At 68.5% G+C, this 26,169-nt stretch carries 23 protein-coding genes; 8 read left to right on the plus strand and 15 right to left on the minus strand.

Annotated elements, in window-relative coordinates:
- Positions 1-71 precede the first annotated feature (71 nt).
- The 8 genes from C5B96_RS09715 to C5B96_RS09750 all read right to left on the minus strand — a co-directional run bounded on the left by C5B96_RS09715 (position 72) and on the right by C5B96_RS09750 (position 10,192).
- Positions 72-1,559: a lipopolysaccharide biosynthesis protein gene (locus tag C5B96_RS09715; protein ID WP_158507157.1), complete on the minus strand. Its 1,488-nt coding sequence runs from the start codon at positions 1,557-1,559 to the stop codon at positions 72-74.
- A complete protein-coding gene (locus C5B96_RS09720) occupies positions 1,556-2,803 on the minus strand; it encodes a polysaccharide pyruvyl transferase family protein (protein ID WP_104245165.1) in 1,248 nt (415 codons plus the stop codon). The genes C5B96_RS09715 and C5B96_RS09720 overlap by 4 nt, the downstream gene beginning before the upstream one ends.
- Positions 2,804-2,831: 28 nt before the next feature.
- Positions 2,832-3,953, minus strand: coding sequence for a glycosyltransferase (locus C5B96_RS09725; RefSeq protein WP_158507158.1), 1,122 nt, complete (start codon positions 3,951-3,953; stop codon positions 2,832-2,834).
- Positions 3,953-5,431, minus strand: coding sequence for a sugar transferase (locus tag C5B96_RS09730; RefSeq protein ID WP_369826461.1), 1,479 nt, complete (start codon positions 5,429-5,431; stop codon positions 3,953-3,955). The genes C5B96_RS09725 and C5B96_RS09730 overlap by 1 nt, the downstream gene beginning before the upstream one ends.
- A 110-nt stretch (positions 5,432-5,541) precedes the next feature.
- On the minus strand, positions 5,542-7,008 hold the full coding sequence (locus C5B96_RS09735) for a polysaccharide biosynthesis tyrosine autokinase (RefSeq protein ID WP_104245168.1): 1,467 nt from the start codon (positions 7,006-7,008) through the stop codon (positions 5,542-5,544).
- A 159-nt stretch (positions 7,009-7,167) separates the two neighbouring features.
- A complete protein-coding gene (locus C5B96_RS09740) occupies positions 7,168-7,761 on the minus strand; it encodes a low molecular weight phosphatase family protein (RefSeq protein ID WP_104245169.1) in 594 nt (197 codons plus the stop codon).
- Positions 7,762-7,889: 128 nt separating this feature from the next.
- Positions 7,890-8,987 carry a hypothetical protein gene (locus tag C5B96_RS09745; protein WP_104245170.1) on the minus strand — a complete coding sequence of 366 codons (1,098 nt, stop codon included), beginning with the start codon at positions 8,985-8,987 and terminating at the stop codon, positions 7,890-7,892.
- Positions 8,988-8,989: 2 nt separating this feature from the next.
- The gene (locus C5B96_RS09750) at positions 8,990-10,192 is read right to left on the minus strand and encodes a sensor histidine kinase (protein ID WP_104245171.1); all 1,203 of its coding nucleotides are present in this window, start codon (positions 10,190-10,192) and stop codon (positions 8,990-8,992) included.
- A 92-nt stretch (positions 10,193-10,284) separates the two neighbouring features.
- Here C5B96_RS09750 and C5B96_RS09755 point away from each other — a divergent pair, with 92 nt between their 5' ends.
- The gene (locus tag C5B96_RS09755) at positions 10,285-10,857 is read left to right on the plus strand and encodes a phosphatase PAP2 family protein (protein WP_104245172.1); all 573 of its coding nucleotides are present in this window, start codon (positions 10,285-10,287) and stop codon (positions 10,855-10,857) included.
- A gap of 13 nt (positions 10,858-10,870) precedes the next feature.
- On the opposite strand, the gene C5B96_RS09760 is transcribed toward C5B96_RS09755, so the two are convergent.
- Positions 10,871-11,554: a hypothetical protein gene (locus tag C5B96_RS09760; protein WP_104245173.1), complete on the minus strand. Its 684-nt coding sequence runs from the start codon at positions 11,552-11,554 to the stop codon at positions 10,871-10,873.
- Positions 11,551-12,732, minus strand: coding sequence for a glycosyltransferase (locus C5B96_RS09765; protein ID WP_104245174.1), 1,182 nt, complete (start codon positions 12,730-12,732; stop codon positions 11,551-11,553). Before C5B96_RS09765 ends, C5B96_RS09760 begins: the two co-directional genes overlap by 4 nt.
- Positions 12,733-12,937: 205 nt before the next feature.
- On the opposite strand from C5B96_RS09765, the gene C5B96_RS09770 reads away from it, so the two are divergent.
- The 7 genes from C5B96_RS09770 to C5B96_RS09800 are packed head-to-tail and all read left to right on the plus strand — an operon-like array spanning position 12,938 to position 21,106.
- The gene (locus C5B96_RS09770; protein ID WP_104245175.1) at positions 12,938-14,500 is read left to right on the plus strand and encodes a polysaccharide biosynthesis tyrosine autokinase; all 1,563 of its coding nucleotides are present in this window, start codon (positions 12,938-12,940) and stop codon (positions 14,498-14,500) included.
- A complete protein-coding gene (locus C5B96_RS09775; protein WP_146078142.1) occupies positions 14,497-15,033 on the plus strand; it encodes a DapH/DapD/GlmU-related protein in 537 nt (178 codons plus the stop codon). Before C5B96_RS09770 ends, C5B96_RS09775 begins: the two co-directional genes overlap by 4 nt.
- 14 nt (positions 15,034-15,047) lie before the next feature.
- Positions 15,048-16,142, plus strand: coding sequence for a glycosyltransferase (locus C5B96_RS09780; RefSeq protein WP_146078143.1), 1,095 nt, complete (start codon positions 15,048-15,050; stop codon positions 16,140-16,142).
- The gene (locus tag C5B96_RS09785) at positions 16,139-17,356 is read left to right on the plus strand and encodes a hypothetical protein (protein ID WP_104245178.1); all 1,218 of its coding nucleotides are present in this window, start codon (positions 16,139-16,141) and stop codon (positions 17,354-17,356) included. The genes C5B96_RS09780 and C5B96_RS09785 overlap by 4 nt, the downstream gene beginning before the upstream one ends.
- Positions 17,353-18,441 carry a glycosyltransferase family 4 protein gene (locus C5B96_RS09790; protein ID WP_104245179.1) on the plus strand — a complete coding sequence of 363 codons (1,089 nt, stop codon included), beginning with the start codon at positions 17,353-17,355 and terminating at the stop codon, positions 18,439-18,441. The genes C5B96_RS09785 and C5B96_RS09790 overlap by 4 nt, the downstream gene beginning before the upstream one ends.
- A complete protein-coding gene (locus C5B96_RS09795; protein WP_104245180.1) occupies positions 18,441-19,853 on the plus strand; it encodes a hypothetical protein in 1,413 nt (470 codons plus the stop codon). The genes C5B96_RS09790 and C5B96_RS09795 overlap by 1 nt, the downstream gene beginning before the upstream one ends.
- Positions 19,850-21,106: an acyltransferase gene (locus C5B96_RS09800; protein WP_104245181.1), complete on the plus strand. Its 1,257-nt coding sequence runs from the start codon at positions 19,850-19,852 to the stop codon at positions 21,104-21,106. The genes C5B96_RS09795 and C5B96_RS09800 overlap by 4 nt, the downstream gene beginning before the upstream one ends.
- Here the strand turns inward: C5B96_RS09800 and C5B96_RS09805 are convergent.
- The 5 genes from C5B96_RS09805 to C5B96_RS09820 are packed head-to-tail and all read right to left on the minus strand — an operon-like array spanning position 21,093 to position 26,078.
- The gene (locus C5B96_RS09805; RefSeq protein ID WP_158507159.1) at positions 21,093-22,688 is read right to left on the minus strand and encodes a cellulase family glycosylhydrolase; all 1,596 of its coding nucleotides are present in this window, start codon (positions 22,686-22,688) and stop codon (positions 21,093-21,095) included. The two genes, C5B96_RS09800 and C5B96_RS09805, sit on opposite strands and share 14 nt — an antisense overlap.
- A 37-nt stretch (positions 22,689-22,725) precedes the next feature.
- On the minus strand, positions 22,726-23,061 hold the full coding sequence (locus C5B96_RS17375) for a hypothetical protein (RefSeq protein WP_158507160.1): 336 nt from the start codon (positions 23,059-23,061) through the stop codon (positions 22,726-22,728).
- 53 nt (positions 23,062-23,114) lie between these two features.
- Complete coding sequence (locus C5B96_RS09810) at positions 23,115-23,624, minus strand: DUF1707 domain-containing protein (RefSeq protein ID WP_104245183.1); 510 nt, start codon at positions 23,622-23,624, stop codon at positions 23,115-23,117.
- Positions 23,621-24,727 carry an aspartate-semialdehyde dehydrogenase gene (locus C5B96_RS09815; RefSeq protein ID WP_104245184.1) on the minus strand — a complete coding sequence of 369 codons (1,107 nt, stop codon included), beginning with the start codon at positions 24,725-24,727 and terminating at the stop codon, positions 23,621-23,623. The genes C5B96_RS09810 and C5B96_RS09815 overlap by 4 nt, the downstream gene beginning before the upstream one ends.
- Positions 24,728-24,770: 43 nt before the next feature.
- Positions 24,771-26,078, minus strand: coding sequence for an aspartate kinase (locus tag C5B96_RS09820; protein ID WP_104245185.1), 1,308 nt, complete (start codon positions 26,076-26,078; stop codon positions 24,771-24,773).
- Positions 26,079-26,169: the final 91 nt, after the last annotated feature.

Here is a 26,169-nt window from a genome sequence, read left to right on the forward strand (position 1 = left end):
CGAAGACTCCCCAAGTCATGTACGGGCCACCCTGCCCGCAAGACCCAGACTAGCCGAGTTGCAGCCGGCGCTCAGCGCCGCGCGCGCTTGGGCAGCAGGCTCACACCGTCGGCCACGAGCGACTTCCACACCCGGCGGTGCACGACGCGCATCACGAGCGCGAAGACCGCGAAGAAGATGACGGCGCCGACCACGATGCGCACGATCGGCAGCATCGGCACCAGGTAGAGCAGGGCGTACGGGATGATCGCCCAGAGCGACGCGTGGAAGGCCGGTGCGATCGCTCCCAGCTGGCTGCGGTAGCCCATTCCGACGAGCTTCTTCTGCAGGTGGAAGATCACCGGCGTGAGCAGGATGCCGGCGATCGTGTAGCCCACGGCCACACCGACGATGCCCCACGGCAGCCCGGCGATCATCCCGGCTATCTGCACGATCGCTGCGGCGATGTTGAACCTGAGGTGGATGTCGGAACGGTTCAGGCCGAGCAGCACGGGCGCATTCACGGCCGTGACGGCTTGCCGCGCGCCCGTCACCGAGAGCACCTGCAGAACGAGCACTGCCGGCAGCCAGGACGCCCCGAGGAAGAACCCGATCGTGTCCTCGGCCGAGACACCGATGAAGGCCATCAGGGGGAAGGCGATGAAACTGATGCCGCGGGTGCTGCGGAGGATCAGCCGCGACACCTCGGCGTGGTTGTCGCGCACCCGCGAGATGGCGGGGAAGAGCACGCGGGTGACGACCTGGCCCACCATCTGGATCGGCGTCAGCAGCACCTTGTACGCGAGAGAGTAGTAGCCGAGTTGCTGCGAGCCGAAGAACTTGCCCACCAGCACGTTGTCGATGTTGCGCGAGGCGAAGGCGATCAGGTTGCCGATGAAGACGCGCGTGCCGAAGCCGATGGAATCGCCGAGGGCACGCATCCGCAGGTTCGGCAGGGGCGGGCGGGCCGCGACGTACAGGATGATCGCCGCGAGCAGGTCGCTGGCCACCAGTTGCACGACGATGGCCCAGTAGCCGAAGCCGAGCAGTGCGGCGAGAATGCCGAGCACGCCGCCCAGAACCGCGGATCCGACATCCGAGTAGGCGATCGACTTGAAGTTGAGCGTGCGCATCAGCAGCATGCGCGGCACGATGGCGATCGACTTCAGAATGAGCCCGAGCGCCAGCACGGGCAGCACAGAGACGAGCTCAGGCGTGTTGAGGAAGCTCGCCACCGGCCCGGCGAGCGGAACAGTGACGAGGATGAAGACCACGGCGAGGCCGAGGTTCACGGTCGCGGCAGCACCAGCCGTGTCGCGGGTGATCTTCTTCTGGCTGATCAGGGCGGCCGTGAGCCCCTGGTCGAGCAGCAGCGTGGTGAGCGCGATGTAGACGTTCGCCTGCGCCACGATGCCGTACGCCGTCGGGCCGAGCAGACGGGCCAGGATGACCGAGGCGACCAGGATGATGCCCTGCCGCCCCACCAGCGCGATCGCGTTCCAGCGCACGCTGGTCGAGCCGGATCCGCCCGGAGCGTCGTCGTAGGAGTAGTCGGTGGCCGATCCCGGCGCCCGGCTCACGGCCTGGTACCCCCGGCGAGCGATCGGGCGAACGATTCGGCGGGCACGCTGGCCGACCTGCGCAGTTCGAGCAGTGCGTCGTCGGGGAGCACGGCGAGCGACGGGTCGGCGGCCAGCATCTCGATGCGGCTCTCGAGCCACTCGGGTGAGGCGTCTTCGATCTTCACCACGAAGTCGCCGAGCCCGATCGAGCGGAACAGTTCGAGGGTCTTGAACTCGTAGGCGATCGCGATCACCGGCCGTTTGGCGAGCAGCGCGAGGATCGCGAGGTGCATGCGCGTCGAGACGACCAGTTCACTCGCCAGCAGTTCGTCGACGAGTTCGAGCGGCCGGTGGAATCCCGTGTTCACATCGACGGGCGTGCCGGCGAAGATGCGGGCGGCCTCTTCGGAGTCGTCGTAGGAGTACGAGGGCACGCCCTGGCACGTCGAGAGGGCCGACACACTGAAGCCGAGCGACGACAGCCGGTTCGCACCGGCGCGCATCATGGCCTCGTAGCCCGCGGTCGTGTCGAGCTCGCCGTCGACCCCGCGTGACCACTCGCGCACGCTCAGAATGGCGCGCTTCGCACCCTGTTCTCGAGCGGGATGCCCGGGGGCCTCCGGCACCGCGAGGGCGAAGACCGAGTCGGAGACGACCTCGCGCGGAAGCTCCTTCATCCCGAGCCGGTTCCAGGAAGCGGCCGAACGCTCGTCGCGGAAGTAGACCTCGTCGATCAGCTCGGAGGCCTGGCGGATCGCGACCTCCGACCGCTCGCGGGTGAACGGGCCGAGCGACTGGGTCCAGAGCACGATGCGCTTGCCGTACGACTTCGCCAGCCGGAACTCGAGCACGCGCGGCGAGAAGTTGTAGTGGTCGACGAGGTAGGTGCCGCCGCTGGAGATGATCACCTCGCAGGTGCGGAGCTCGCGGAGGCTCGTGCTGAAGCGACTCGACCGTACCAACGGCAGGTTCAGCGCGCGCATGAGCAGCGGGTTGCGGTCGATGACGCGGCGAACGAGAGCGTGGCGCACCCGCTGCAGCACGTTGCGCAGGCGGGCGGGTTCGCGCGGGGGCGAGACCGTGAGCTGCTGGAAGATCTTCCAGTTGGGGTAGAGCTTCGAGGTGACGGCCGCGTTCGAGTCGAAGGCGATCACGGTCAGGCTCTCGCCCGGCAGGGCTGCCGCCAGGGCATCGCCGATGGCCTCGAAGATCGCGGCATCGCCGGTGTTCGACAGAACTGCATTGGTGACGCCGATTTTCACGTCTGCTCCACTTTCATTGGGTCGGGGTTCACCGCGCGGAGTCGTACAACGACTCCAGTTTCTGGGTCTGTTTCACCAGATCGAAGTTCGAGGCGACATGGGCGGCCGCTGCCAGCCCCAGCGCCCTGGCCGCCACTTCGTCGCCGAGCAGGTGGTCGAGCGACGCCGCGAGGCCATCGACATCGTGCTCCGCGACGAGTATTCCCACTGTATCGGTCGACACCGCCTCGGGAATGCCCGAGTGCCGGGTGGAGACGACGGCGGTGCCGAGCGACATCGCCTCGACGAGCGCGATGGGCAGGCCTTCCCTGTCACCGTTCGCCGCAGTCACGCTGGGCAGGGCGAAGATGCGCGATGCGCCGATCTCGCGGCGGACGGCCTCCTCCGACTGGCGGCCGAGGAACACGACGCGGTCGGTGAGGCCGAGCGTCGCGACCTGCGCGACGAGCGACTCCATCAGCGGCCCGTCGCCGATGATGCGGAGGGTCGCGTCTGAATGCTTTCCGGCCACCGCGGCGAACGCCGAGATGAGGTCGGCCGTGCCCTTCTTTTCCACGAGGCGGGCGACATGGATGATCTGCGGCGGCCTCGGCCACGGCGCGACGGCGAACAGCTCGGTGTCGACCCCGATGTAGTGCGTCAGCAGCTTGTTCTCCGGCAGCCCCAGCGCGAGCGCGCTCTGGCGGATCTGGTCGGAGACGCAGATCAGCAGCTCGGCGTGCGTGCCGAGGCTCAGCCGCCGCAGGGCGTAGTTGACCGCCATCGGGCGACGTGTCGCGATGAGCGCCTGCTTCGAGACGGTGACGTCCCGCCCGTGCAGGGTGACCACGAGCGGCACCTTCGCACTCTTCACTGCCCCCACCGCGTAGAGGCCGTCGGGGCCGAAGTGAGCGTGCACGATGTCGAGGTTCTGCTCGGCGACCAGGCGGTTCAGCGCGCGGGAGGTGCCGGTCATCCCGTACAGCGCATCGCCGACGGTGCCCACGCGGGAGGAGAGCGCGACGGCGTCGACCCCCTCCGGCCGGTCGGTGATGGCGCGACGGGCGATGAAGGTCGGCGAGTACCGCGAGAGCGCGCCGGCCTGGGCGCGGATGAACGTCTCGGAGGGTACGAACAGGTTGTGCCGGAAGATGCCTGCGCGAGCCACCACTAGTAGGCGCCCTCCGAGGCAAGAACGGCCCTCGCCGTCTTCCACAGAATGAGCAGGTCGCCCGTCATCGACCAGTTCTCGACGTAGTACAGGTCGAGACGAACCGAATCCTCCCACGAGAGGTCGGAGCGGCCGCTGACCTGCCAGAGGCCCGTGATGCCGGGCTTCACGAGGAAGCGGCGGTGCACGTGGGTCTCGTACTGCTCGACCTCGCGCTGGATCGGCGGGCGCGGGCCCACGATCGACATGCTGCCGCCGAAGACGTTGAACAGCTGCGGGAGTTCATCGATGCTGTAGCGCCGCAGGAACTTGCCGATCGGCGTCACGCGGGGGTCGTTGGCCATCTTGAAAAGGATCGTGTTGCCCTCGGTGCGTTCGGCGCTCTCGAGTCCGGCGAGCCGGGCTTCGGCATCGACGACCATCGAGCGGAACTTCAGCATGTTGAAGCGCGAACCGTTCAAACCGATGCGCTCCTGCTTGAAGAACACGTCGCCGGGGGTGCTGAGGCGCACCCCGATCGCGACCACCACGAGAAGGGGCGACAGGATCAGGATGAGGATCGACGAGAGCACGATGTCGGTGGCGCGCTTGGCGAACCGCTTGCCGCCCGCGTAGCGCGGCGTCTCCACATGGATGAGCGGCAGGCCTGCGACAGGCCGGGTGTGGATGCGCGGACCACCGATGTCGGTGAGCGACGGCGCCACCACGAGGTGCTGCCGGCCGGGCTCGAGGCTCCAGCTCAGCTCACGGATCTTCTCGGGCGCCAGTTCGTCGCTCGAGGTGATGACCACCGTGTCAGCGCCGCAGGTGAGCATGGCGGCCTTCAGGTGGTCGATGTTGCCGAACACCGGAATGTCGGTGTCGGGCAGGTACCCCGCGACCAGCCCGCTCGGCACGCAGGCGCCGACGACTCGGTAGCCGGCTTGGGGCTGGCGGGCCAGTTCCCGGGCGATGTGCGAGGCGCTGGCGCTCGAACCGACCAACAGCACGCGCGAGCTGTAGAGCCCCGCTTTGCGCTGCAGGCTGAGCCAGCGACGCCACACGCTCCGCGAGAGCACGAGCAGGATGAGGCCGAGCGGCAGCGAGACGATGATGTACCCGCGGGCGAGGTCGACCTGGGTCAGGAAGGCAACGATGGCCACGAGGCCGAAGAGGCGGAGCGTGGCATCCGCGATCTGCTTGTACTCGGCAGAACCGGTGCCGACGATGCGGTACTCACGGGTGCCGTAGATGCTGAGCGCCAGCATCCAGGCGGCGATCAGCACGAGCGAGACGAGGGTGTAGCTGAGGACGAGGTTGGTGGTGCCGGCGACGGCGGGCTTCACGAGGTTCGCACCGAACCACAGGAACTGGGTACCGAAGACAGCCACGACCACGACCACCAGGTCGTTCAGAATCAGCCTCGACGCATAGACCACCCGCCAGTCGCGGCTCGTCCGTTTCGTCCCGCCTTCTGCCTTCATCTCGTTCTGTGTCAAGATCGGCACTTCTTCTTGGATCATGCTCCCCCACAGACTGCGCGGAACCGTGCTGCGGCTCACGCTCATCCTCGGAATCAAATGTATAACACTGCCCCGCGGTAGCCAGCCTATTGTGAAGGCGTCAACTCTTTGGCGGGTTCGACGACCTCGCCTTTCGTTCTGCGTCGCTTTCGATCGTTCGAACCTGGCTCGTCGAACTCCTCGCCGTACCCGTACCCGTAGCCATAGCCATAGCCATAGCGGCCGTACCCGTACGAGTCGGGCCCCTTGGTCGGCAGCATCGTCATGACCACGCCCGCGATGCCCGAGCCGACGTTCGTCAGGGCCGAGATGGCGCCTTTCAGCTGGCCGCGATGCACCCGACCCGCGCCCACCATCACCAGGGCACCGCCCGTGTGCTTGGCCAGGATGGCGGCGTCGGTGACGGGCAGCAGAGGCGGGGCGTCGAAGAGCACCAGGTCGAATTCCGCCTCGAGTTGCTCGATGAGCGCGATCATCGCATTGGAGCCCAACAGTTCGCTCGGGTTCGGCGGGATACGGCCGGCCGGGAGCACGTAGAGGTCGTGGGTGCCCCAGCGCTGAACGACATCGGCCATCTCGACCCGGCCGACGAGAACGTCGGTGAGGCCTGCACCCCCCTCGAGCCCGAGGTACTCGGCGAGCTTCGGCTTTCGCAGGTCGGCGTCGATGATGATGGTCTTCGTTCCAGCGGAGGCGGTGACGATCGCCAGGTTCGCCGACGACGTGCTCTTGCCCTCCCCGGGAATGGAGGAGGTGATGACGTAGCTCTTCGGCCGGTCGAGCGCCACGAGGAACTGGAGGTTCGTGCGGAGGGTTCGGAACGACTCGGCGCGCGGGCTCCGCGGGTCATCCTGAACCACCAGCGGGCGCTCGACGGTCTTCGGGTCGAACGCGATACCGCCGAGGATGGGGGCTGTCGTCACCGCTTCGACGTCGCGCTCATTCCGCACTTTCGTGTCGAGCGTCTGGCGCAGCACAGCGATGGCCACGCCCAGGATCAGACCGATCAACGCACTGATGAGGATGTTGACGCGGGTGTTGGGTGACGACGGCGCTGCGGGCACCAGGGCTTGCTGCAGCACCGTGATCTTCACGGGGCTCGAGCCGGCCGCATCGACGGGCACGATCGAGCTGACCGTCTTCTCGAAGCTCGAGGCGATGGCGTTCGCGATGTCGGCGGCGCGCTGCCCGGAGACGTCGCTGACGGCGATGTCGACGACGACGGTGCCTGTCGTGGTGCTGGCCGTGACATGACTCGCCAGCTCCTGGGCCGAGACAGGCAGGTTCAACTCTGCGATGACGGGCTGGAGCACGATGGGGGTCGTCACGACATCGGTATAGCTCTTGACCTGGTTCTGGGTGAACGAACTGCCCTGGCTGAGTTCGCTGACGGTGCCGGCCGACTGCACGGAGACGAAGACCTTGCTCGACGCGACATACATGGGGGTGGTGAGCAGCGAGACGACGGAACCGATCGCCACTCCCGACAGCACCAGAGCCAGGATGATGATCCATCCCTTTCGGAGAACACGGAGATAGTCGCGAAGTTCCACGCGCACAGCCTTTCCCATTTGTAACCCGAACGGGTCACCCACCACGACCCTATGATGACACAGTGACGAGTCAGAACAGTCTCTGACAGGTTTCCGTCACGTTACGGTCGGCCTTCGCAGGCTAGACGCAAAAGCAACCCCTGACCGGGCACTCGGTTTTCAGGAGCGGGCGGCCAGCGAGAGGATGTGCACCACGGCGCCGACGGCCGGAACGAGTTGAGCGACCGAGAGCGCATAGGTCTCGTCGTCGCGGCGGTACGGGTCGACGACGTCGTCCTCGTCGGGGCTGGCGGGCGGGTCGGACTGCCCGCGGCGCGAGGCGGTGAGGGCGACGGCGGCCTTCAGCTTGTCGCGCGTCGTGGCCTCACGACCGGCGACCGCACTGATCTCCTCGTCGGAGATCTGGCCCGCCAGCCGGGCGAACTCGCGCAGCGTGAAGGTGACAGACACCTTTCTCGGCATCATCTCGACGATCGCGCGCCGATGCGAGCGGGCCATCGCGAAGAGCAGGTCGGCGCCGGCCACGTACGGCTCGATCATGTACCGGGCCCGGTGCGCCGAGAGGTCGACGTCGAACTGGCCGCCGATCTGCAGGATCTGGTCGGTCACCTGGTCTCCGTCACGCGCGATGATGCCTGCGCTCGACAGGTCGACGTCGCCGATCTCGCGCAGCCGCTCCCGCAGCAGGCCCTCGGCCAGCGGGGAACGGCAGATGTTGCCCGAGCACACGGTCATTATCGAGAAAGTCGTCATTATGGTGCCTCACTGTCTGGCGGTCACGGGCTGGGGGGGTGCCGGGCTGGGGGGTGCCGGGGGTGCTGTCTGGCGGTCAGCCTCTGAAGGGTCACTGCCTGGAGTGGTGACGACGACAAGCCTACGGTTCAGAAGACGAAGCGGATCGTGAGCGACTGCTCCGCGGTCTCTGCGTCGACCCGCTGGAAGGCGAGCTGCATCAGCCCGACGAAGGGCGATGCACCCGCCCCGGGGTTGCTGCGACCGTCGCTGAAGACGGCGCCGAGTTCCCCGGTCATCCGCACGCCCACCCTGTCGAACGACAGTGACAGCGCCCGTGCCCCGGGGCCCGCATCGCCCGCGAAGTGCAGGAGAACGGTACGGAGGGCGGTGCGCTGCTCGTCGGTCAACGACAGCGCGACGGCGTGGGGGTCGCTGTAGCGGCCGACCAGCCGTTCGAGGGGTTCGATTGCGAGACTCGACTCGAGCGTCGCCCTCAGGCTTCGGGCGAGCTCGGCTGCGCGCTCCCTGTCGGCGTCGGTCAGGCTGTCACGGGCTTTCACCTCGCGGAAGAAAGGAAGCACCTCCCGCCGCAACGACTCGGTGTCGGTCCCCAGGAACTCCTCGATGGCGCGCCGACGGTCCCGAAGATCGCGGTGTTCCCGCGCCTCGGCTGCACGCTGCCGGTCAGCCCTCAGCCCGGCGATCAGCGACGACGAGAAGATCGCCGCTCCCCCGCCGAGCGCGACGACGAGAACCCCCGACATCGTGAGGGAGGTGAGCAGCTCCGAGCGCAGGGAACCGAAGTGCACCAGGGTCGTCGCGGCCACGACGATCGTCGCGACGAGGGTGCGCAACACGATCTCGCCCGGGGGGCGGTACGACCCCGAGACCATCAGAACGAGGGCGACGGCGATCGGACCCCAGTCGTTCCGCACGTCGGTGTCGGTTCCCGACTGGCCGATCGATTCGAGGATGCACGCAATGAGCACGAGGGCGTACGAGATGCCGTACGCCGCCCGGGTGACTCGTCGCCGGTACGGGTCGGCTGCCCTGATCAACAGGGCGAAGGCGGCGACCAGTGCGGCGAGGCCCAGGGCGACCAGCGCGAAGGAGGAGGTCTCGCTGCCGTTCAGTACGGTCAGCGCGCCGGCGACCACCACCGCGACGACGGAGACGGCGACCACGAAGATGCGCGCAGTGATCCCGCTCAGGGGATCGATCTCCTGCGCGGTGCTCCCGGTCATCGTCACCGCCCCACCGGACACTCGGAGCGGGGCACGCTCAGCAGAAGAGCCGTGCCGCTGCCGGGAGCCGACCAGACGAGGATCGTGCCGTGCACGGCCTCGACGCGACGGCGCACGGCCTCGCTGACGTCGGCGCTGTGCGTACCGGGCAGCCGGGGGTCGAAACCCCGGCCCGCGTCGGAGACGATGATGTTGACGCTGCCGGCACCGGCCGCAACCGACACCTCGGCCGACGTCACACCGGAGTGCCTCCGCACAGTGGCGAGCCCGCGGCCGACCACGTAGACGACCTCGCGCAGCACCGGCGCCTCCAGCTCGCGGAGGAGGGCAGGGTCACCGCTCACACTCACGCGGAGGCCCGCCTCCCTGGCCGACCGGATGACCGTGCCGAGGCCGGAGCTCCGCAGTGCCTCCGCTCCCGCCTGGCTCCTGACCATCACGTCGTCGACCAGCAGGCCGGGATGGGCGAGAGAGGCGATGTCCTTCACCAGGAAGGCCCTGTGGTCTTCGAGCAGACGGCCGGGAGCAGACACCGCGAGCGCCTGCAGGTCGTTCAGAACGGTGTCGTGCAGGGCGGCAGAGGCCTCGGCGGCGATGCGGCCGCGTTCACTGATGCGCTCCTCGACCTCCGCCGCCACCTGCATGGTGCGAACGCCACGGGTCGCGCGCGCCCTGCCGTACCAGAGCGTGGCGAGCAGGAGAACGATGCCGAGCCACGTGACGATCGACGGAATGTCGAAGGCGAACACGAGCCCGTGGATGCGTGTGCCGAACTGCACGGCCAGTGAGGCGACGACGAAACCGACGGTCGACCGGGCGATGCTGGCCGGCAGGGAGCGGCCCGCGATTCCCACCACGGTGATGGCGATCTTCGGCATGGTGAAGATTGCGGCATCCGACCGCCACCCGTCGCCGACGCCCGCCGAGATCTGCAGGGTGAACAGGAAGATGCCGGCGCCGGCGACGAGCATCAGGCCGAAGACGAGCCACGGGTTCGACGCCAGGAGCGCCCAGGCCACGGCCAGCCCTGCGATGGCCAGCCCCGCGATCGCGAGGGCGACGTCGGCCTGGGGGATCTCGAGGCCGAAACCGATCACGAGCAGGAAGGTGGCGGCGAGAAAGACGCTGCTCACCCAGATCGCGGCCCGACCCAGGGCGCGAGAGGTCGAGACACCCTCAACATCGGTGGGCAGAACGAGAGACATCGGTTCCCTTCGGCACCCCGGCCTACCCCCGAACAGGGCTGGAGACGCACGCACTCATATTAGGGCACGCACCCCGGCGATAGGGTTGGCGGGTGCCTACCCTCCGCTCCCGTGAGATCGCCGTCATCGTGCGGCTGCAGCAGACCCGGCTGGGTCGCATTCTGGTCGCCCCCTCCCGCGTGCTCAGCTTCTTCGGGGAGAATGCCGCCGGCTGGCTCGTGCTGGGAATCATCGGCGCCCTGGTCGACCACGATCGCTGGGCGACCTGGCTGCTCAGCGTCGCCGCCGTGGCGGTGGCCCAGGTTCTCTCGTCGGCCGTCAAGCAGGTCATCAGAAGGCCCCGGCCGGGCGTCGCGGCCTCGGCCGACGGTGTCTACGCGCTCAAGGCCGCCGGCGGGTACCCGAGGGGAACCGACGGGCCCGTCGCCGTCTATGCGCACGCCGCCAGCCGCCTGAGCTTCCCGAGCTCGCATTCGGCATCGACCATGGCGGCGGTGATCGTCTACACCGCCTTCTTCCCGGCGCTCTGGCCGCTCGCTCTCATCGTGGTTCTGGCGATGGGCCTGAGCCGGGTGGTGCTCGGGATGCACTTTCCCACCGATGTGCTCGCGGGCTACGCCCTCGGCCTGCTCGTGGGTGTGCCTGCGGTTCTGCTGCTGCACTGAACCCGCCAAGCGGTCAGGGCAGCGCGACGTCGATGTTCTGCAGCGCCCTCGCCTGCCGCCGGGTGAGCGGAACGGCGTCGGGCAGCACCGGCGCAACCTGCACCTCGTGCGACGGCACGACCTCCGCCAGCCACCCGGCGAGCGTCGACACAGCGGCGTCGATCTGCCGGGCCACCTTCGCGTGGGTGGCGGCAGACTTGCGGTAGGGATCGGCGATGTCGAGCTCCGATTCGCGGCGCGGCGGCGGCATCGCGCTCCGCCGACTGAGCAGGTACTCGAGCTGTTCGGCCGGCGCACGCCTCTCCCCCGCCGAGTCGACCGGGTTGTGTTCGACGAGCCGGGCCAACTCGAGAAGCGTCACCGACTTTTTGGAGGCGACCGGCAGCATCCGTGCAGCCGACGCCCGCTGCTCGAGCGTCATGGTGACGACGAGGTCGGCCGCGCGGAGGTCGGCGGGCGTGAGCCGTTCGGAGTGATGACCCGAGGGGTCGCCGCCGTGCGAGACGGACTGGCGCGCAGAGAGGGCATCCATCTCGAGGCCGCCCCGGGCGTGCGTTCCGCGACTCGTCGCCCTGACGACGTCGCCGGTGACGCCCACCGACTCCAGGCCGGCGGCGAGCAGCTGGGCTGCGAGGGGCGAGCGACAGATGTTCCCCGTACAGATGAACAGGATGTTCAGCGGGGAAGAAGGCGTCATGTAGAGATTATGGCCCTTCGCGCCGCACGTACGCTGGGGGTGTATGCCGGGAGCGTGCCGCTGTAGAGCTCGGCCGATTCGACGCCCAGGTGCACGTCGCTCCACCGGCTCTCGCGTACCGCCAGCGCCTCTGCAGAGAAGCGTTCGGCCAGGCCCTCTTCGCTCAACAGTCGTTCGACCGAGTCGATCGCCTCCCGCACCGATTCGACGAGAAAGCCGGTGCGCTCGTCGTCGACGATGTCGACGTTGCCGACGATGTTCGACGCCACCACGGGAATGCCCATGGACTGCGCCTCCATGACGGCCAGCGGCATCCCCTCCCACAGGGTGAGGAACAGCAGGATGTCGATGCGGGCCAGCTGCGCCATGGCGGCCGGGTAGCTGAGCCAGCCGGTCTTCTCGACGCCGGCGTCGTCGAGATCGGCGGCGAACTCGTCGGTCTCGCCGTCGCCGATCCAGAGGAATCGCGCGCGACCGCGAAAGTGCCGGGCGACCTCCGCGAACTTCCACGGGGCCTTCTGGTAGGCGATGCGGCCGACCATCGCGACGATGGGCAGCCCGTCGGCCGGCCTCTGCTCGCGGTGCGGCAGAGCATCCAGCGCCACGCCGTTCGAGACGACGAAGCAGTGCGCCATCTTCAGCACGCGCGTGGCCACCTCGGCCTCGGAGGGGCTGACCAGAACGAGCTGGGAGGGGCCGTGCCGGCCGAGAACGCTCTCGATCACCCGGTACACCTGGCGCACGGGAGGTGAGTAGTCGGTGCGGAGGAACGAGAAGCCGTGCGGGGAGTAGAACGAGGCCGGCTTGCGGCGGCGGCCGGTCAGGGCGAGGCGGCCGAAGGCGCCGCCCACCGAGGAGTGGAAGTGGATGATGTCGGCACTCGTCGCGATCTCACCGCGCACCTTCGACATGATCCAGATCGCGTGCGCCAGCATCGACGTGTCGCCGGCCGGGGCCTCGACCAGGGTGACGCCGGTGCCGAAGATGCCCGCCAGCTCGGCTGTCGCGGGCGTGTCATCGCGGCGGGTGAAGTAGAGAGTGACCCGCATCTGCTGCTCGACCTGGCGGAGGGTGAGTCGGGCGAGCGAGGTGACCACCCCACCGCCGAGGCTCTCGGTGACATGCGCGACCGAGAGAGGTGAGCCGGTGGCTGCTTCCCGATTGAGTTGCATGGTCATGTGGCACGCTCCCTGTCAGTAGATCGACAATCGCGCTGCGACCGGCACCCCCCGGGTACGACAATTACGGGCAGCCTAGGGAGGGCACGAGGGGGCAATTTCGGGTCTCGCCCTAATGAGTTAAGGACTCAGGATGATTCACCGAGGCGGCGCAGAAGGTGCGTAATACTGAGACAAATCCGAGGGGTGTGAGGGAGGCGGAGAAGTGCAGCTTGAAGACGTTCTGAGGGTTTTCCAGCGATCCTGGCTGCTGATCGCCGGGCTCACCATTCTCGGTCTGCTCGCCGCCGGGGCCGCCCTGGCGGTCACGACGCCGCAGTACCAGTCGACCTCCCGGCTCTTCGTGTCGACGCAGGCCAGAGACAGCGCCTCCGACCTGCTGCAGGGCAGCACCTACACGCAGTCCCGCATGATCTCCTACTCGCACCTCGTGGTGCAGCCGGTGGTGCTCGACCCGGTCATCTCCTCGCTCGGGCTGGCGCTCACCTCCGACCAGCTGGCCGGTCACGTCACGGCGAACGTGATCACCGACAGCCTCATCCTCGAGGTGACGGTGTCGGAGGCGTCGCCCCAGCAGGCCGCAGACATCGCGAACGCCGTCGCCGCCCAGCTCGTCTCCACCATCACGACGCAGATCGAAGACCCGGGCGACGGCACCAAGCCGCTGATCGCCGTCAGCATCATCGCCAACGCCAGCCCGGCAGCGAACCCCACGACCCCGGTCTCCTGGCTCTACCTCGTGGTGGGCGGGGTCGGCGGCCTGCTGCTCGCGATCGGTCTCGCCTTTCTGATCTCGGGCTTCGACAACCGGGTGCGCAGCGTCGACGATGTGAAGCGGCTCACCGACCTGCCGATCCTCGGGCACTTCCCGCGGCAGGCGAAGGTGCGCGACCGCCCGCTGCTCTTCGCCGACGACATGATGAGCCAGCGCGCCGAGTCGTTCCGGGCGCTCCGCACGAACCTGCAGTACTTCGACCTGGCGGTGAACCACCAGGTTCTGCTGTTCACCTCCTCGATCCCGGGTGAAGGCAAGACGACGACGTCGCTGAACCTCGCGATCGCCCTCGCCCAGACCGGCAAGAAGGTGCTCTACATCGAGTGCGACCTGCGGCGGCCCAAGTCGGCGAAGTACCTCAACGTCGAGGGCGCCGTCGGCCTCTCCGACGTTCTGGTCTCGCGCGCCGAACTCGCTGACGTGCTGCAGCCGGGCGCTCTCCCCAGCCTCGCCATCCTGCCGGCCGGCGCCCTGCCGCCGAACCCGAGCGAACTGCTCGGCTCCGAGCAGTTCGAGACCCTCGTCACGGCGATGCGCCACGAGTACGACTACCTGATCCTCGACGCTCCCCCGCTGCTGGCCGTGACCGATGCCGCCATCCTCAGCCGGGTCAGCGACGGCGTCATCGTGGTGGTCGGCACGGCCCAGGTGAAGAAGCAGCAGCTCGAGACGAGCTTCGAGATCCTCTCGCAGGTGGATGCCCGGGTGCTCGGCATCGCCGCGAACTTCCTCCCGCGGCGGGGCGTCGACGCCTACTCGTACTACACCTACGGGTACGGCAGTGTCATGCCCGATCGCGCGGGCGCCGAGGCGGAGGCGGCGCTGCACCTCGGCGCACAGCCGGGGCAGGTCGCCCACGAGCAGCCCCACAGCCGCTCCCACCGACGCCTGCCCGCCCTGGTCGAGCTCGACACGATCGCCGAGGCCACGCCGACCGCCGAACCCGCCGGTGACGACGTGTGGAAGCGGGTCCGCACCCCGTCACGACGATGAACGTCGCAGCCAAATGGCAGCAGCTCGGGGTGGCCGCGTACAACATCGTGCTGACCTTCGTGCCGTCGCACACCGTGCGCCTCGGTGCCCTGCGGCTCTGGGGGGCATCCATCGGTGAAGGCAGCACCGTGTCGCGCGGCACGACCGTCTTCGACATCGGCCGCATCGTGATCGGGCGGGACTGCTCCATCGGGTTCCGCTGCCTGCTCGACGCCCGGGGAACGATCACGCTCGGCGACAACGTCGTGCTGGCCAGCGACACGCAGATCATCACCGGCACGCACATCATCGACTCCGACACCTTCGACGCCGAGTTCTCCCCCGTCGTCATCGACTCGTTCGCCTGGGTCGCCTCGCGCTGCACCATCCTCCCCGGGGTGAGCATCGGGCGCGGCGCCGTCGTGGGCGCCTGCTCGCTGGTGCGCTCCGACGTGGCGGCGATGGATGTCGCAGCCGGTGTACCGGCGACCAAGCGCGGCGAGCGCTCCTCCTCGCTGGCCTACTCGGCGAAGTTCCGGCGCCTGTTCTACTAGTGGAAGGCTCGGCCGTGCAGCACACCCCCCTGTTCGACCTGTCGACGGCGACCCTCGTCTATGTGGCGCCGCGCACCGGCACGAACGGTGTCAGCGACTACGCCGACGACATCCTCCGTTTCGCCCGCGAGCGCCTGGCGCGGGTCGTCGAGGTGCGGCACGGCGGCTCCTCGGCAGACGGCGTGGCCGACGTGCTGCGCGGCCGCGGGGAGATCAGGCGGGCCGTTGCCGAGGCAGAGGGCCCGGTCATCCTGCACACCGAGCAGAGCGGCGGCGTGCTGCTGCCGTTCTGGGGCCTGATCGGCGCCCGGGCGAGCGTTCGGAGCGCCACCGTGCACGACGCGCCGCTCAGCGTCTGGCTGCCCTTCCGCACGAAGCTCGTCAGCCGCAACCGGTATGTGCAGCACGGGCTGCACTACCCGATCCTGCCGATTCTCGAACGGTTCGAGCGCCGGGCCATGCGCGACGTGCTGCTGTTCGCCCTCACCCGTTCGGGCGCGCGCGCCACCGAGCGGGTTCTCGCGCACGACTCGGTGCGGCAGAGCTTTCTGCCGGTACCCGACCGGCCCCAGTTGCCGCCGCTCTCGAAGCGACCGCTCGCTGTCGGCCTGTTCGGCTACGTCTACCGGGGCAAGGGCTTCGACCGGCTCGTCGAACTGCGCGAGGCGATCGACGACCGCATCGAGATCAGGGTGGCCGGGCGCGGCACCGAGTCGCTGCCAGCCGTGCCCGGAGTGACAATCCTCGGCGCTGTCGAGGGGCCCGAAGAAGATGCGTTCTTCGCGAGCATCAGGGCGATGATCGTGCCGTACGGCAAACGGAGCTCGTACGGGCCCGAGACCCACGTGGCATCCAGTGCCATCACCCGCGCGCTGGCTTACCAGACCCCGGTCGTCGCCACGCGCTACCCCGGGCTCGACGACGAAGCCCTCGTCTTCGAGACCGTGGCCGAACTGGCCGAAGCGGTCACCGCGCTGCTCGGCGACGACGTCGCGCTCGACACCGAGGCCGAGCGCGTCGAGGCGCTGCGGCGCCGGCTCACGACGGAGAACGCCTTCGAGCGCTACGCCGAGGAGTGGCAGCGCGCCCTCGCCGGGGTGACGCGGTGACGACGGGGTACGGGTCGCCCCGGGCTGGTCTGCTCCGTCACCTCAGCGGCCTCGGTGCGGCGGGAACGTGGATGATTGCGGGCCGGGCCGCGGGCTTCGCCTGGACGCTGCTGCTGATCGCCACCCTCGGCCTCGGCGACTACGGCATCTACGCGACGGCCTGCGCGTTCGCCGCGATCATCGCCGCACCGCTCGAGAACGTCTTCGTCGTTCGGAGCGTTCGGGTCGGGCAGCACGACTACGAGCACGAGCGGTCGACCCGGCTGCTGATCGGCGTGCTGCTGGTGGTCGTGGGCGTCGTGCTCTTCCCGGCGATCCTGGTGCTGGGCTTCGCGCTCATCGTCGCGGGCTGCGAGATGGCGTTCAACGCCTACAAGAGCCTGCCGCTCCGAAACGGCCAGCCGGTGGTCGTGATGCGACTGGATGCTCTGCGGCAGTTCGCCTCGATCGCCCTCGCCGCGCTGTACCTGGTGCTCGCCGGGAGCGGTGCGTCGCTGCCGGTCGCGCTCGCGATCTACCTCGCCCCCTATGCGGTCGTGCTCGTGCTCTCGACGATCCGCGCCCGGGGCACGATGCCGGGCCTGCCGGGCGGGCTCCGCGAGAACCTCCTGCTGCTCGGCGACGCCTTCATCACCAGCCTCTACCTGCAGGGCGACATCGTTCTGCTCGGCCTGCTGGCCAGCGACGAAGCCGTCGGCGCCTACTCCGTGGCGTCGCAGATCGCGCTCGCCCTGTCGACGCTCGGCCAGCTCTACGCGCAGGGCTTCCACGTGAGCCTGCGGCAGAGCGGCGGCGACCCGGCCGCGGGGCCCCGCCCGAGGTTCGTCGTCGGTCTCGCCGGGTTCTTCACGGTCGGCACCGTGGCCGTGGCGGCCGTGCTGCTGATCACGGGCTGGCAGAGCGGGATCGGCGCGGTGCTGCTGGTGATGAGCCTGTTCGCCGGGCTCCGCACCATCGACAACGCCTGGACCACGGTTCTCTACACGCAGCATCGCGACGCCGGCAGAATCGCGAACGCCGGCATCGCGCTGGCGATCAAAGGCGCGGGCATCCTGCTGCTGGTGGCTGTGCTCGGCTGGCCGGGCGCGATCGGCGCCGCCATCGCCGCCGTCACGGCCGAGGTGTTCGTCTGCATCCAGTACACCCGGCTGGTGCACCGTGCCCTGCCGCCCGCGCAGGTGGCCCGGCTCGATGTCGCGGAGGGCCTCCGATGACGCGCACCCTGGAATTCCTGCTCGCCAAAGACCCGGTGCTCGAACGCACGGGAGACATGGCGATGGCCTCCCTCGTCATGGACCTCGCCGCCGAGGCGTACTCCGTGCGCTACATCGCCCTCTCGACGACCACCGGCACCCGCGGCGAAAACACGCTCGTCGAGAAGCCGCGGGTCTCGCTGGCCCGGCTGCTGTTCGACTCGGCACGGGCCGGGCGAAGCCTGGTGCACAGCCGGTTCACTGTGCCCGGGTTCGCCCGCGCCATCGAGCGGAGTGACGCCGACACCTTCGTCGCCGACCACTCGTACATGGCCGAACCCTTCGCGGCCTCGACCCGGGTGGGCGGCGACCTGCGGGTCAACTCCGTCGTCTCGGAGTCGTCGGTGTGGAGTTCGTCACACGGCATCGTCGGCCGGGCCCAGAAGTCTGCCATCGAGCGCGACCAGCTGCGGATCGCCCGGCTGGCCCGCTCGATCGCCACCTACGATGCCGACGAGGCCGCCGAGTACCGGGCCAGGGGCGTCGGCGCCGCGCGCTGGCTCGACGTCAGCCTCGAGCCGGCACCGCGCCGCGGGCACACCGCAGGCAGACCCCGTCTGGCCTTCGTGGGCGACCGCACGTGGAATCCGAACCAGGAGGGCTACGAGCAACTGCTGGCCTGGTGGCCGCGCATCGCCGCCGGCATTCCGGATGCAGAGCTCGTCATCATCGGCAAGCCGGCGAAGCTCCTCCCGCTGCCCGACGGCGTGCGCGACCTCGGATTCGTCGACGACCTCGATGCGGCGCTGAACGAGAGCCGCGGCATCCTCGCGCCCCTCCGCACCGGAGGGGGCGTTCGGGTGAAGATCCTCGATGCGGCCCGCCGCGGCATCCCGCTCGTCGCCACAGCAACGGCCATCGGCTCGCTGTCGGAGATGTTCTCGCTCGAACCGCACGACACCGAAGACGCGTTCGTCGAGGCCGCGCGGCAGCTGCTGCTCGACCGCGACGCGTCGCTTCGCGAAGGCGTTCGACTCTACGAGCAGAACCGCGACCGGTGGCAGGCACGCGTGCCGCACGCCGCTGTCGCAGAATGGCTCGCCTGATGCGCCGCCGGCTGCTCGTCGCCAGCGCGGTGGTGTTCGGCGCGCTCGTCATCTTCGCGACGCTCCGCATCGGGTCGTTCATCTCGATCTCGGTCGGACTGCTGGTGCTGGTCAGCCCCCTGCTGCTGCTCGCCGCTGTGCGCCGGCCGCAGCTCTACTGCTGGTTCTTCGGCATCGTGCTCGGCGCTTCGCCGTTCATCACGCTGCCGGGAACGGGTACGCAGCTCGTCTTCTTTCTCGCGATCGCCGTCCTGATCCTGGGCCTCGGCCACGCGACGGCCCGGCGCAGGGAGGGGCGTTCGTCGACGATCGCCCTCTGGATGGCGATCACCATCGCGGCCTGCTTCCTCTCGATGGTGGCCACCTTCACCGGCTTCGAATCGGTCAACCAGTGGGTGCGCTGGGCGCTCGCCTCGGTTCTCGTCTGCCTCGGCGTCTGGATGTCGCCGACCCTCCGCATCGCCGTGAGCCGCGCCTTCGTGGTGGGGTGTTCCCTCGGGGCTGTGCTGTCGATCATCCTGAGCGTCGTCGACAAGACCGGCAGCTTCGTACAGAGCCTGACCTTCGTCGGCTACGGAGGGGCCGGCAGCCCCATCGTGCGCACTGTCGAGGTGAGTGGTTCACTGGCCGTGCGGGCGACGGGTCTCTACACCGACCCGAACACGGCAGGGCTGTTCTTCGTGATGGCCCTGGGCGTGGCGGCCTTCGTCTACACGGGCGTGGCCCGCGCACTGACGATGATCGTTCTGACGATCGGCACGGCTGCGACGCTCAGCAGGTCGGCCATCCTCTCGGTGATCTTCGCGGCGCTGGTCGTGCTGCTGGTGCAGAACCAGTCCGCCATCCGCCGAATCGTGATCGGGGTGATCTTCGGGGCGGGCCTCGTCTCGCTCGCGCTCGTTCCGAGCATCTCCGGCCGACTTTCCGGCTCGTTCAGCGACTCCGACGTCGGTGCGAAAGACCGGCTGCAGGCGTACGTCAACTACCCGGGCCAGCTCGAGGGCCACTGGCTGTTCGGTCGCGGCTGGGCGCTCCGGGAGTTCACGGATTCGTACTACGGCTACCTGATCAACCACGTGGCCAACACCCCGCTGCTCGTGGTCTACCGCGGCGGCATCATCGCCGGGATCGCCTTCCTCGTGCTGCTGATCGTCGGAGTCGTCGCGTCGGTGCGGGGGCTCCGCTCGAAGAACATCGGGTTCGGAATGATGGGGGCGGTCTTCATCGGGCTGGTGCTCATCGCGTTCGAGCTCGACTTCCCGGTGGTCACCATGCCCCCGCTCGCCATGGGCTTCTCGATCCTGCTGATGAACCTCGGAGTGGCCGGGGCCGACCCCCTGCCCCCGCCCGCATCCGGGCGGTCTCTGCCGACCAGCACTGCACCGAAACGCCGGGAGGTCTACGTTCCATGAGCCAACAGCTGCTGATGCCGGCGAACAGCACCCTGCCCAAGCGTTTCGTCGGGCTCGACGGGCTGCGGGGCATCCTCGCCTTCTGCGTCGTGCTCGTGCACGCGACCGCGCAGTACAACCCGCACGTGTTGAACACTCTGCACATCGAGATCTTCGGCCAGGCCATCGTGGTGTTCTTCGTGCTGTCGGGCGTTCTCATCTACTGGCCGTTCCTGAATGCGATTCTGGATGGTCGCCCCCTCCCGTCGCTCAGAACCTATGCTCGCGCCCGCATCTTCCGTGTGTACCCGGCCTACCTCGTCGCGTTCCTGCTGGCGAACTTCGCCCTCAGCGCAGTCTTCGTGACCAATGCGATGGAGTCGATCGAGCCGGGCAACGACCACGGATCGGGCATGATCACGAACCCGTGGAGCGTGCTGGCCCACCTGACGCTGGTGCAGAACTACCTTCCGTCAGAACTGCAGACCGGCATCAGCGCGTCGTGGACCCTGACCGGCGAACTGACGTTCTACCTGCTGCTGCCGTTCTTCTGCATGGGGGCCGCGTTCGTCGCCCGCCGACTGAAGGTGCGCCCTGTCGTCGCGGCGGCCCTGCCGGGGGTCGCCCTGATCGTCATCGGTCTCGCTTCGCGCATCGTCTCGGCCGTCTGGTTCGCGGCGAGCGACATCTCGCTGCTCGACGCGCAGTGGGGGCCGACCTGGCAGGCGGTGTTCACGCGCAGCTTCTTCAGTTGGGCCGACAACTTCGGCTGGGGCATGCTCGTCGCGGTCGTGGTCTCGGTCTGGTACCGACGGGGCGGCTTTCGCTTCGGCCGACTGTCGGTGCGTGCGCTCGCCTGGCTGCTCGTGGCGGTCGGCCTGGTGACGTCGGCCATCAGCTTCGTGTACTTCTCGACCTTCATCGGGGCCTTCTTCGCCCTCTTCAGCACGGGCCTGGTGCTGCTGCTGATGATTCCGGTGCACGGCGAAGCATGGCGGGTCTCCCGCCTCATCGACAACCGGGTGCTGTTCTGGCTCGGTACCGTGTCTCTCAGCCTGTACGTCTGGCACTACCCGGTGATGGTCGTGCTCTACCGGCTGCACTGGATCGCGCCAGACACCTGGCTCGGCTGGGCCTGGAACGTGGCGCTCGTCTTCGCCGTCGGGGTGGCGGTCGCCTCGCTCAGCTACCGGTTCGTGGAGCTGCCGGCCATCCGCTCGCTGCGAAAGAAGAAGAAGCCCGCCCCGGCGCGGGAGGCCGTCAGAACTTCGTGACCGTCACTACACCGGTCGTGGCCGACCAGACGATGCGGCCCTTCACGAAGTCGTTGGCCCGGCTGCCGTCGGCGGCGTAGGCGTACTCGTCGGTCGTCGCGACCCCGAGGGCGCTGGTCCATTTGGCCAAGATGACGCCGGCGACGGAGTGAGCGCCGGTGGCCGGCGTGTAGAAGATGCGAAAGCCGCCGGTCTTGTTGAAGTTCTGGTAGTTGTTCGCGAATGGGGTGATGGGCACGAACTGGTACAGGCGCGCGAGGGTCGCGACGGCCGTCGGCGAGCTGAACCAGCCCTTCGAGGTCTGGTAGCGGCTGCCGTTCTCGCACTCCTGCACGGCTCCGCCGCCCATCGGGTACGTGACGGAGACACTGGCGCCGAGGGCGGGGTCGGCGTTGTCTTTAAAGGCCTGGCCCCGGGCGGTGAGCGGAAGACCGGATGCCTGCAGCGCCGTCACGGTGGCGAGGGACTTCTTCGGGGCGAAGGTCGAGGTGGTGACGCCCATCGTCTCGCCCCCGATGTCGGTGACGGTGAAGATGTAGAAGGGGCCCGCGTAGGAGACCTCTCCCCACGACTGCAGCGAGCTCTGCAGGAGGGCGGCCTGGCGTGTCTCGGAGACTCCGCCGGTGCCGGTCGGGGCGCCGTACTCGGTGATCCAGATCTTCTTCAGGCCGTCGCCGTTCTTGACCATGATGGCGTGCATCTCGATCATGCGCCGGGCCGCGGTGTTGTCCCAGAGGGTCGCAGAGGCGAAGCCCTGCGTGTAGTCGTAGGGGTGGAACGAGAGCGCGTCGAACCGGCCGGCAGCTCCGGCCGCGTACATCCTGGTGAGGAAGGTGATCGGGCTGAGCAGCCCGTCGCCGTCGAAGGCGGGCCCCATGACGCCGGCGAGCACGGTGGCGGCCGGGTCTGCGGCTTTGATGACCGGATAGGCCGCCCTGACGAGCTGACCGTAGAAGGTCGGGTCGGGGTCGGGTGCGAAGTACATGCGCGCGTTCGGTTCGTTCCAGATCTCGTACGCGGCGATCTTGCCCTTGTACCGTTTCGCCACGACGCCCGCGAACTTCGCGTACGTTCCGGTCGTCGCAGGTCGCATCGTGCCGCCGGCATTGCCGCCGTTCAGGGCGGCCCAGGGCGGGCAGGTCGTGATGATGCCGAGGATCGTGAGGCCGCGCGCGCGGGACTCCGCCACGGCGTAGTCGAAGATGCCCCACGTGTACGAGCCGTCGTTCGGCTGGATGAGTATCCACATGATGTCGAAGCGAACGGTGGTGCCCCCCGAGGCCACGATGGTGTCGAGGGTCTTCGCGATGTTGGCCTTCGACTCGAACAGCATCGTGGAGCCCGTCGAGTAGCCGACGGGGAAGGAGGCGACGCGGGTGACGGCGCGGACGCCCGATGGCACGGCGCCCGGGGCGTCGAGGACCGTTCCGGCACCCGCGACGGTCGGAGCCGCTGCCGCTGACGCTGCCGGCGACGGTGACGCGGCGAAGGCGGGGCTCCCTGCGGCGACCTGGGCCGCCACGGCCGCCGAACCCACCGCTGCGCCCGCGATGAGCTGCCTTCTGGACAGCTTCGATGACATTCCGGGCCCCCGTGACCGACCACCGTGGTGGCGGTCTTCAGCGCAGCGTAGCCCGTTCGGGGGGCACCTGGTCGGTGAGCACACCCGATTGGGTGAACGTCGGTGGCGCGCCCCACAGCGGCGCGTCGCGCCTGCCCGTCTCGGGCGAGGGCGGCCCTGCATCCCGCGCGCCCACCACCTCGACGACGGAGCGAGCGGTGCGTGCGGAGCGTGAACCGTACGCCGCAGAGCGCGACCGGGCTGAGCGCTTCGCGCGCCGCTCGTCGTCGGCGCGACCGATGACACGGCCGAAGATGAAGGCGGCCGTGAGGGAGACGATGACCCACCCGACGAGGCAGGCCAGAACGATGGCGACGATGAGGAGAGGTTCCATGACCGTGTCAGCTTAGCTGAGAAATACTCACTCTGTACAGTGCCGTCGGCCGGTCACCGCTGCGACCGATTCGACCATCCTCCGCCGTAGACGATCACCCCGGCCACGGGTATCAGGATGAACCAGAGCCAGCTGTACTCCCAGCCGAAGAGCCAACTCGTGATGAGGAAGAGCACGAGGGCGACGAACGGGGCGAGGGAGACGATGAGCAGGCCCGGCGAACGCCCGCCCGCCCGCGGGGCAGGATCGTCGATCGACGGGGACTTCATGGGCGTCGACGCGTCCGCTGTCGAGCCCCAGGCAGCGGGTGCCTCGGAGGGCGCGGATGCCTGTGCCGACCCCGGCACCGATGCGCCGGAGGCGTACGGGTCGGCCGGGAGGTCACGGAACAGCGGGGCGAGGTCGGAGCGCAGCACGGCCTTCCGCACGGCGGCGGTGCGTTCGTCGAACTCGGCCTCGCTCAGCCGACCGTCGCGCTGGTTCGCGTTCAGGCGGGCGACCGCCTCGTCACGCTCGGCATTCGAGAGTCGCACGTCGGGGCCGGAGGTGCCTGAGTCGGTCATGCTCCTATTGTGGCGGCTGGCGCGTTCTGCCGGTAGTCAGACGCCGAAGCCCGCTCCGCGAAGATCTCGGCGATCTGCACGGCGTTCAGCGCGGCGCCCTTCCGGAGATTGTCATTGCTGATGAACAGGGCGATACCGCGCCCGTTCGGAACACCCTCATCGCGCCGGATGCGACCCACGTAGCTCGGGTCGTTGCCGGCGGCCTGAAGCGGGGTGGGAACATCCACCAACTCGACGCCGGGGGCGCCCGAGAGCAGCTCGGTCGCCCGCTCGGGGCTCAGCGGCCGCGAGAATTCGGCGTTGATCGAGAGGGAGTGGCCCGTGAAGACAGGCACGCGCACGCAGGTACCGCTGACCAGCAGATCAGGCAGTTCGAGGATCTTGCGGCTCTCGTTGCGGAGCTTCTTCTCCTCGTCGGTCTCGTTCGAGCCGTCGTCGACGAGGTTGCCGGCGAGCGGGATGACATCGAACGCGATGGGCCTGACGTACTTCACGGGATCGGGGAACTCGACCGACCCACCATCGTGCACCAGGTCGAGCAGCCTGCCGGAGGCGACGGCTGCGACGGACTGCTCGGCGAGCTCTTCGGCGCCGGCGAGACCACTGCCCGAGACCGCCTGGTACGTGCTCACGATGAGCCGTTCGAGGCCGGCTTCGGCGTTCAGCACCTTCAGCACGGGCATCGCTGCCATCGTGGTGCAGTTCGGATTGGCTATGATGCCCTTCTTCGCCTCGTCGATCGCCTGCGGGTTGACCTCGCTCACGACCAGGGGCACCTCGGGGTCCATGCGCCAGGCGCTCGAGTTGTCGATGACCGTCACGCCGGCCGCCGCGAAGACGGGAGCAAGCGCCTTCGAACCGGTGGCGCCGGCCGAGAACAGAGCGATGTCGAGCCCGGCCGGGTCTGCCGTCGCCGAGTCTTCGACCACGATCTGCTCGCCGCGGAAGGTGAGCGTCGTTCCGGCGGAGCGCGCCGTGGCGAAGAACCGGATGCTCGCGATCGGGAAGTCGCGCTCCTCGAGCAGCTGGCGCATCACTGTGCCGACCTGCCCGGTCGCCCCGACAACGCCGATGTTCAACCCTGAAGTACCCACGACACCCATTCCCTCGGTCAGATCATCCAGTGTACCGACAGCAGAAGCGCGCTCAGCGGCCGGTGCCGCCGTGCACGACCGCCTCGTCGTCGGCGTCGAGGCCGAACGCGGTGTGCACCACGCGGAGGGCGTCGTTCACCGTGTCGGCCCGAGTCACGACCGAGATGCGGATCTCGCTCGTCGAGATCATCTCGATGTTGATGCCCGCCTCGTAGAGGGCGGTGAAGAGCTTGGCGGAGACGCCTGCGTTGGTGCGCATTCCGGCACCCACGAGGGCCAGCTTGCCGATCTGGTCGTCGTATTGCAGGCCGCGGTAGCCGACATCCTCCTGCTCGACCGTGAGCGCCGTCAGCACGGTCTGGCCGTCGGACTTCGGGAGGGTGAACGAGATGTCGGTGAGGCCCGTCGCCGCCGCCGACACGTTCTGCACGATCATGTCGATGTTGGCGCCGGTCTTCGCGACGATGTTGAAGATCTGGGCGGCCTTGCCGGGGATGTCGGGAACACCGACGACGGTGATCTTCGCTTCGCTCAGGTCGGTGGCGACTCCGGCGATGAGGGGCTCTTCCACGGGACTCTCGCTGTTCTCTCGATCGGGTGATGCTTCGTCTGGGGCGGTCGGTTCCGGCGCATTGAACACGATCGTGCCCTCGTTGTTGTTGAACGAGGAGCGCACGTGCAGGGTCACACCGTGCCGGCGTGCGTACTCGACGGCGCGGATGTAAAGCACCTTCGCGCCGTTCGCGGCGAGTTCGAGCATCTCCTCGCTCGAGATGCGGTCGATCTTCCGCGCCCGCGGAACCACGCGGGGGTCAGCGGTGAAGATGCCGTCGACGTCGGTGTAGATCTCGCAGACGTCGGCATCGAGGGCGGCGGCGAGCGCCACGGCCGTCGTGTCTGAGCCGCCACGGCCGAGGGTGGTGATGTCGCCCGTTCCGCGGTTGAATCCCTGAAAACCGGCGACGATCGCGATGGCTCCCTCGTCGAGCGCGTCGCGAACCCGACCGGGGGTCACGTCGACGATGCGGGCCTGGCCGTGCCGGGCATCCGTGATCATGCCGGCCTGGCTGCCGGTGAACGAACGCGCGTCGTGGCCCATGCTGCGGATCGACATGGCCAGCAGGGCCATCGAGATGCGCTCCCCCGCCGTGAGCAGCATGTCGAGCTCCCGGGGCGCGGGAATCGGCGTCACCTGGTGCGCGAGATCGAGCAGTTCGTCGGTGGAGTCGCCCATGGCGCTCACCGCGACGACCACGTCGTTGCCGGCCTTGCGGGTCTCGACAATGCGCTTGGCGACGCGCTTGATGCTCTCGGCGTCGGCGACGGACGAGCCGCCGTACTTCTGGACGATCAAACTCACGAAAGGGTGCTCCCGACATCACATGAAAGGCGGGTTCCCATCTTAGTCGTGCCGATTCTGGGGTCTGGTTTAATCGAGTAATGCTCAGTAA

The sequence above is a fragment of the Subtercola sp. Z020 genome (assembly GCF_002931235.1).
In the GTDB taxonomy this organism is placed as follows: domain Bacteria; phylum Actinomycetota; class Actinomycetes; order Actinomycetales; family Microbacteriaceae; genus Subtercola.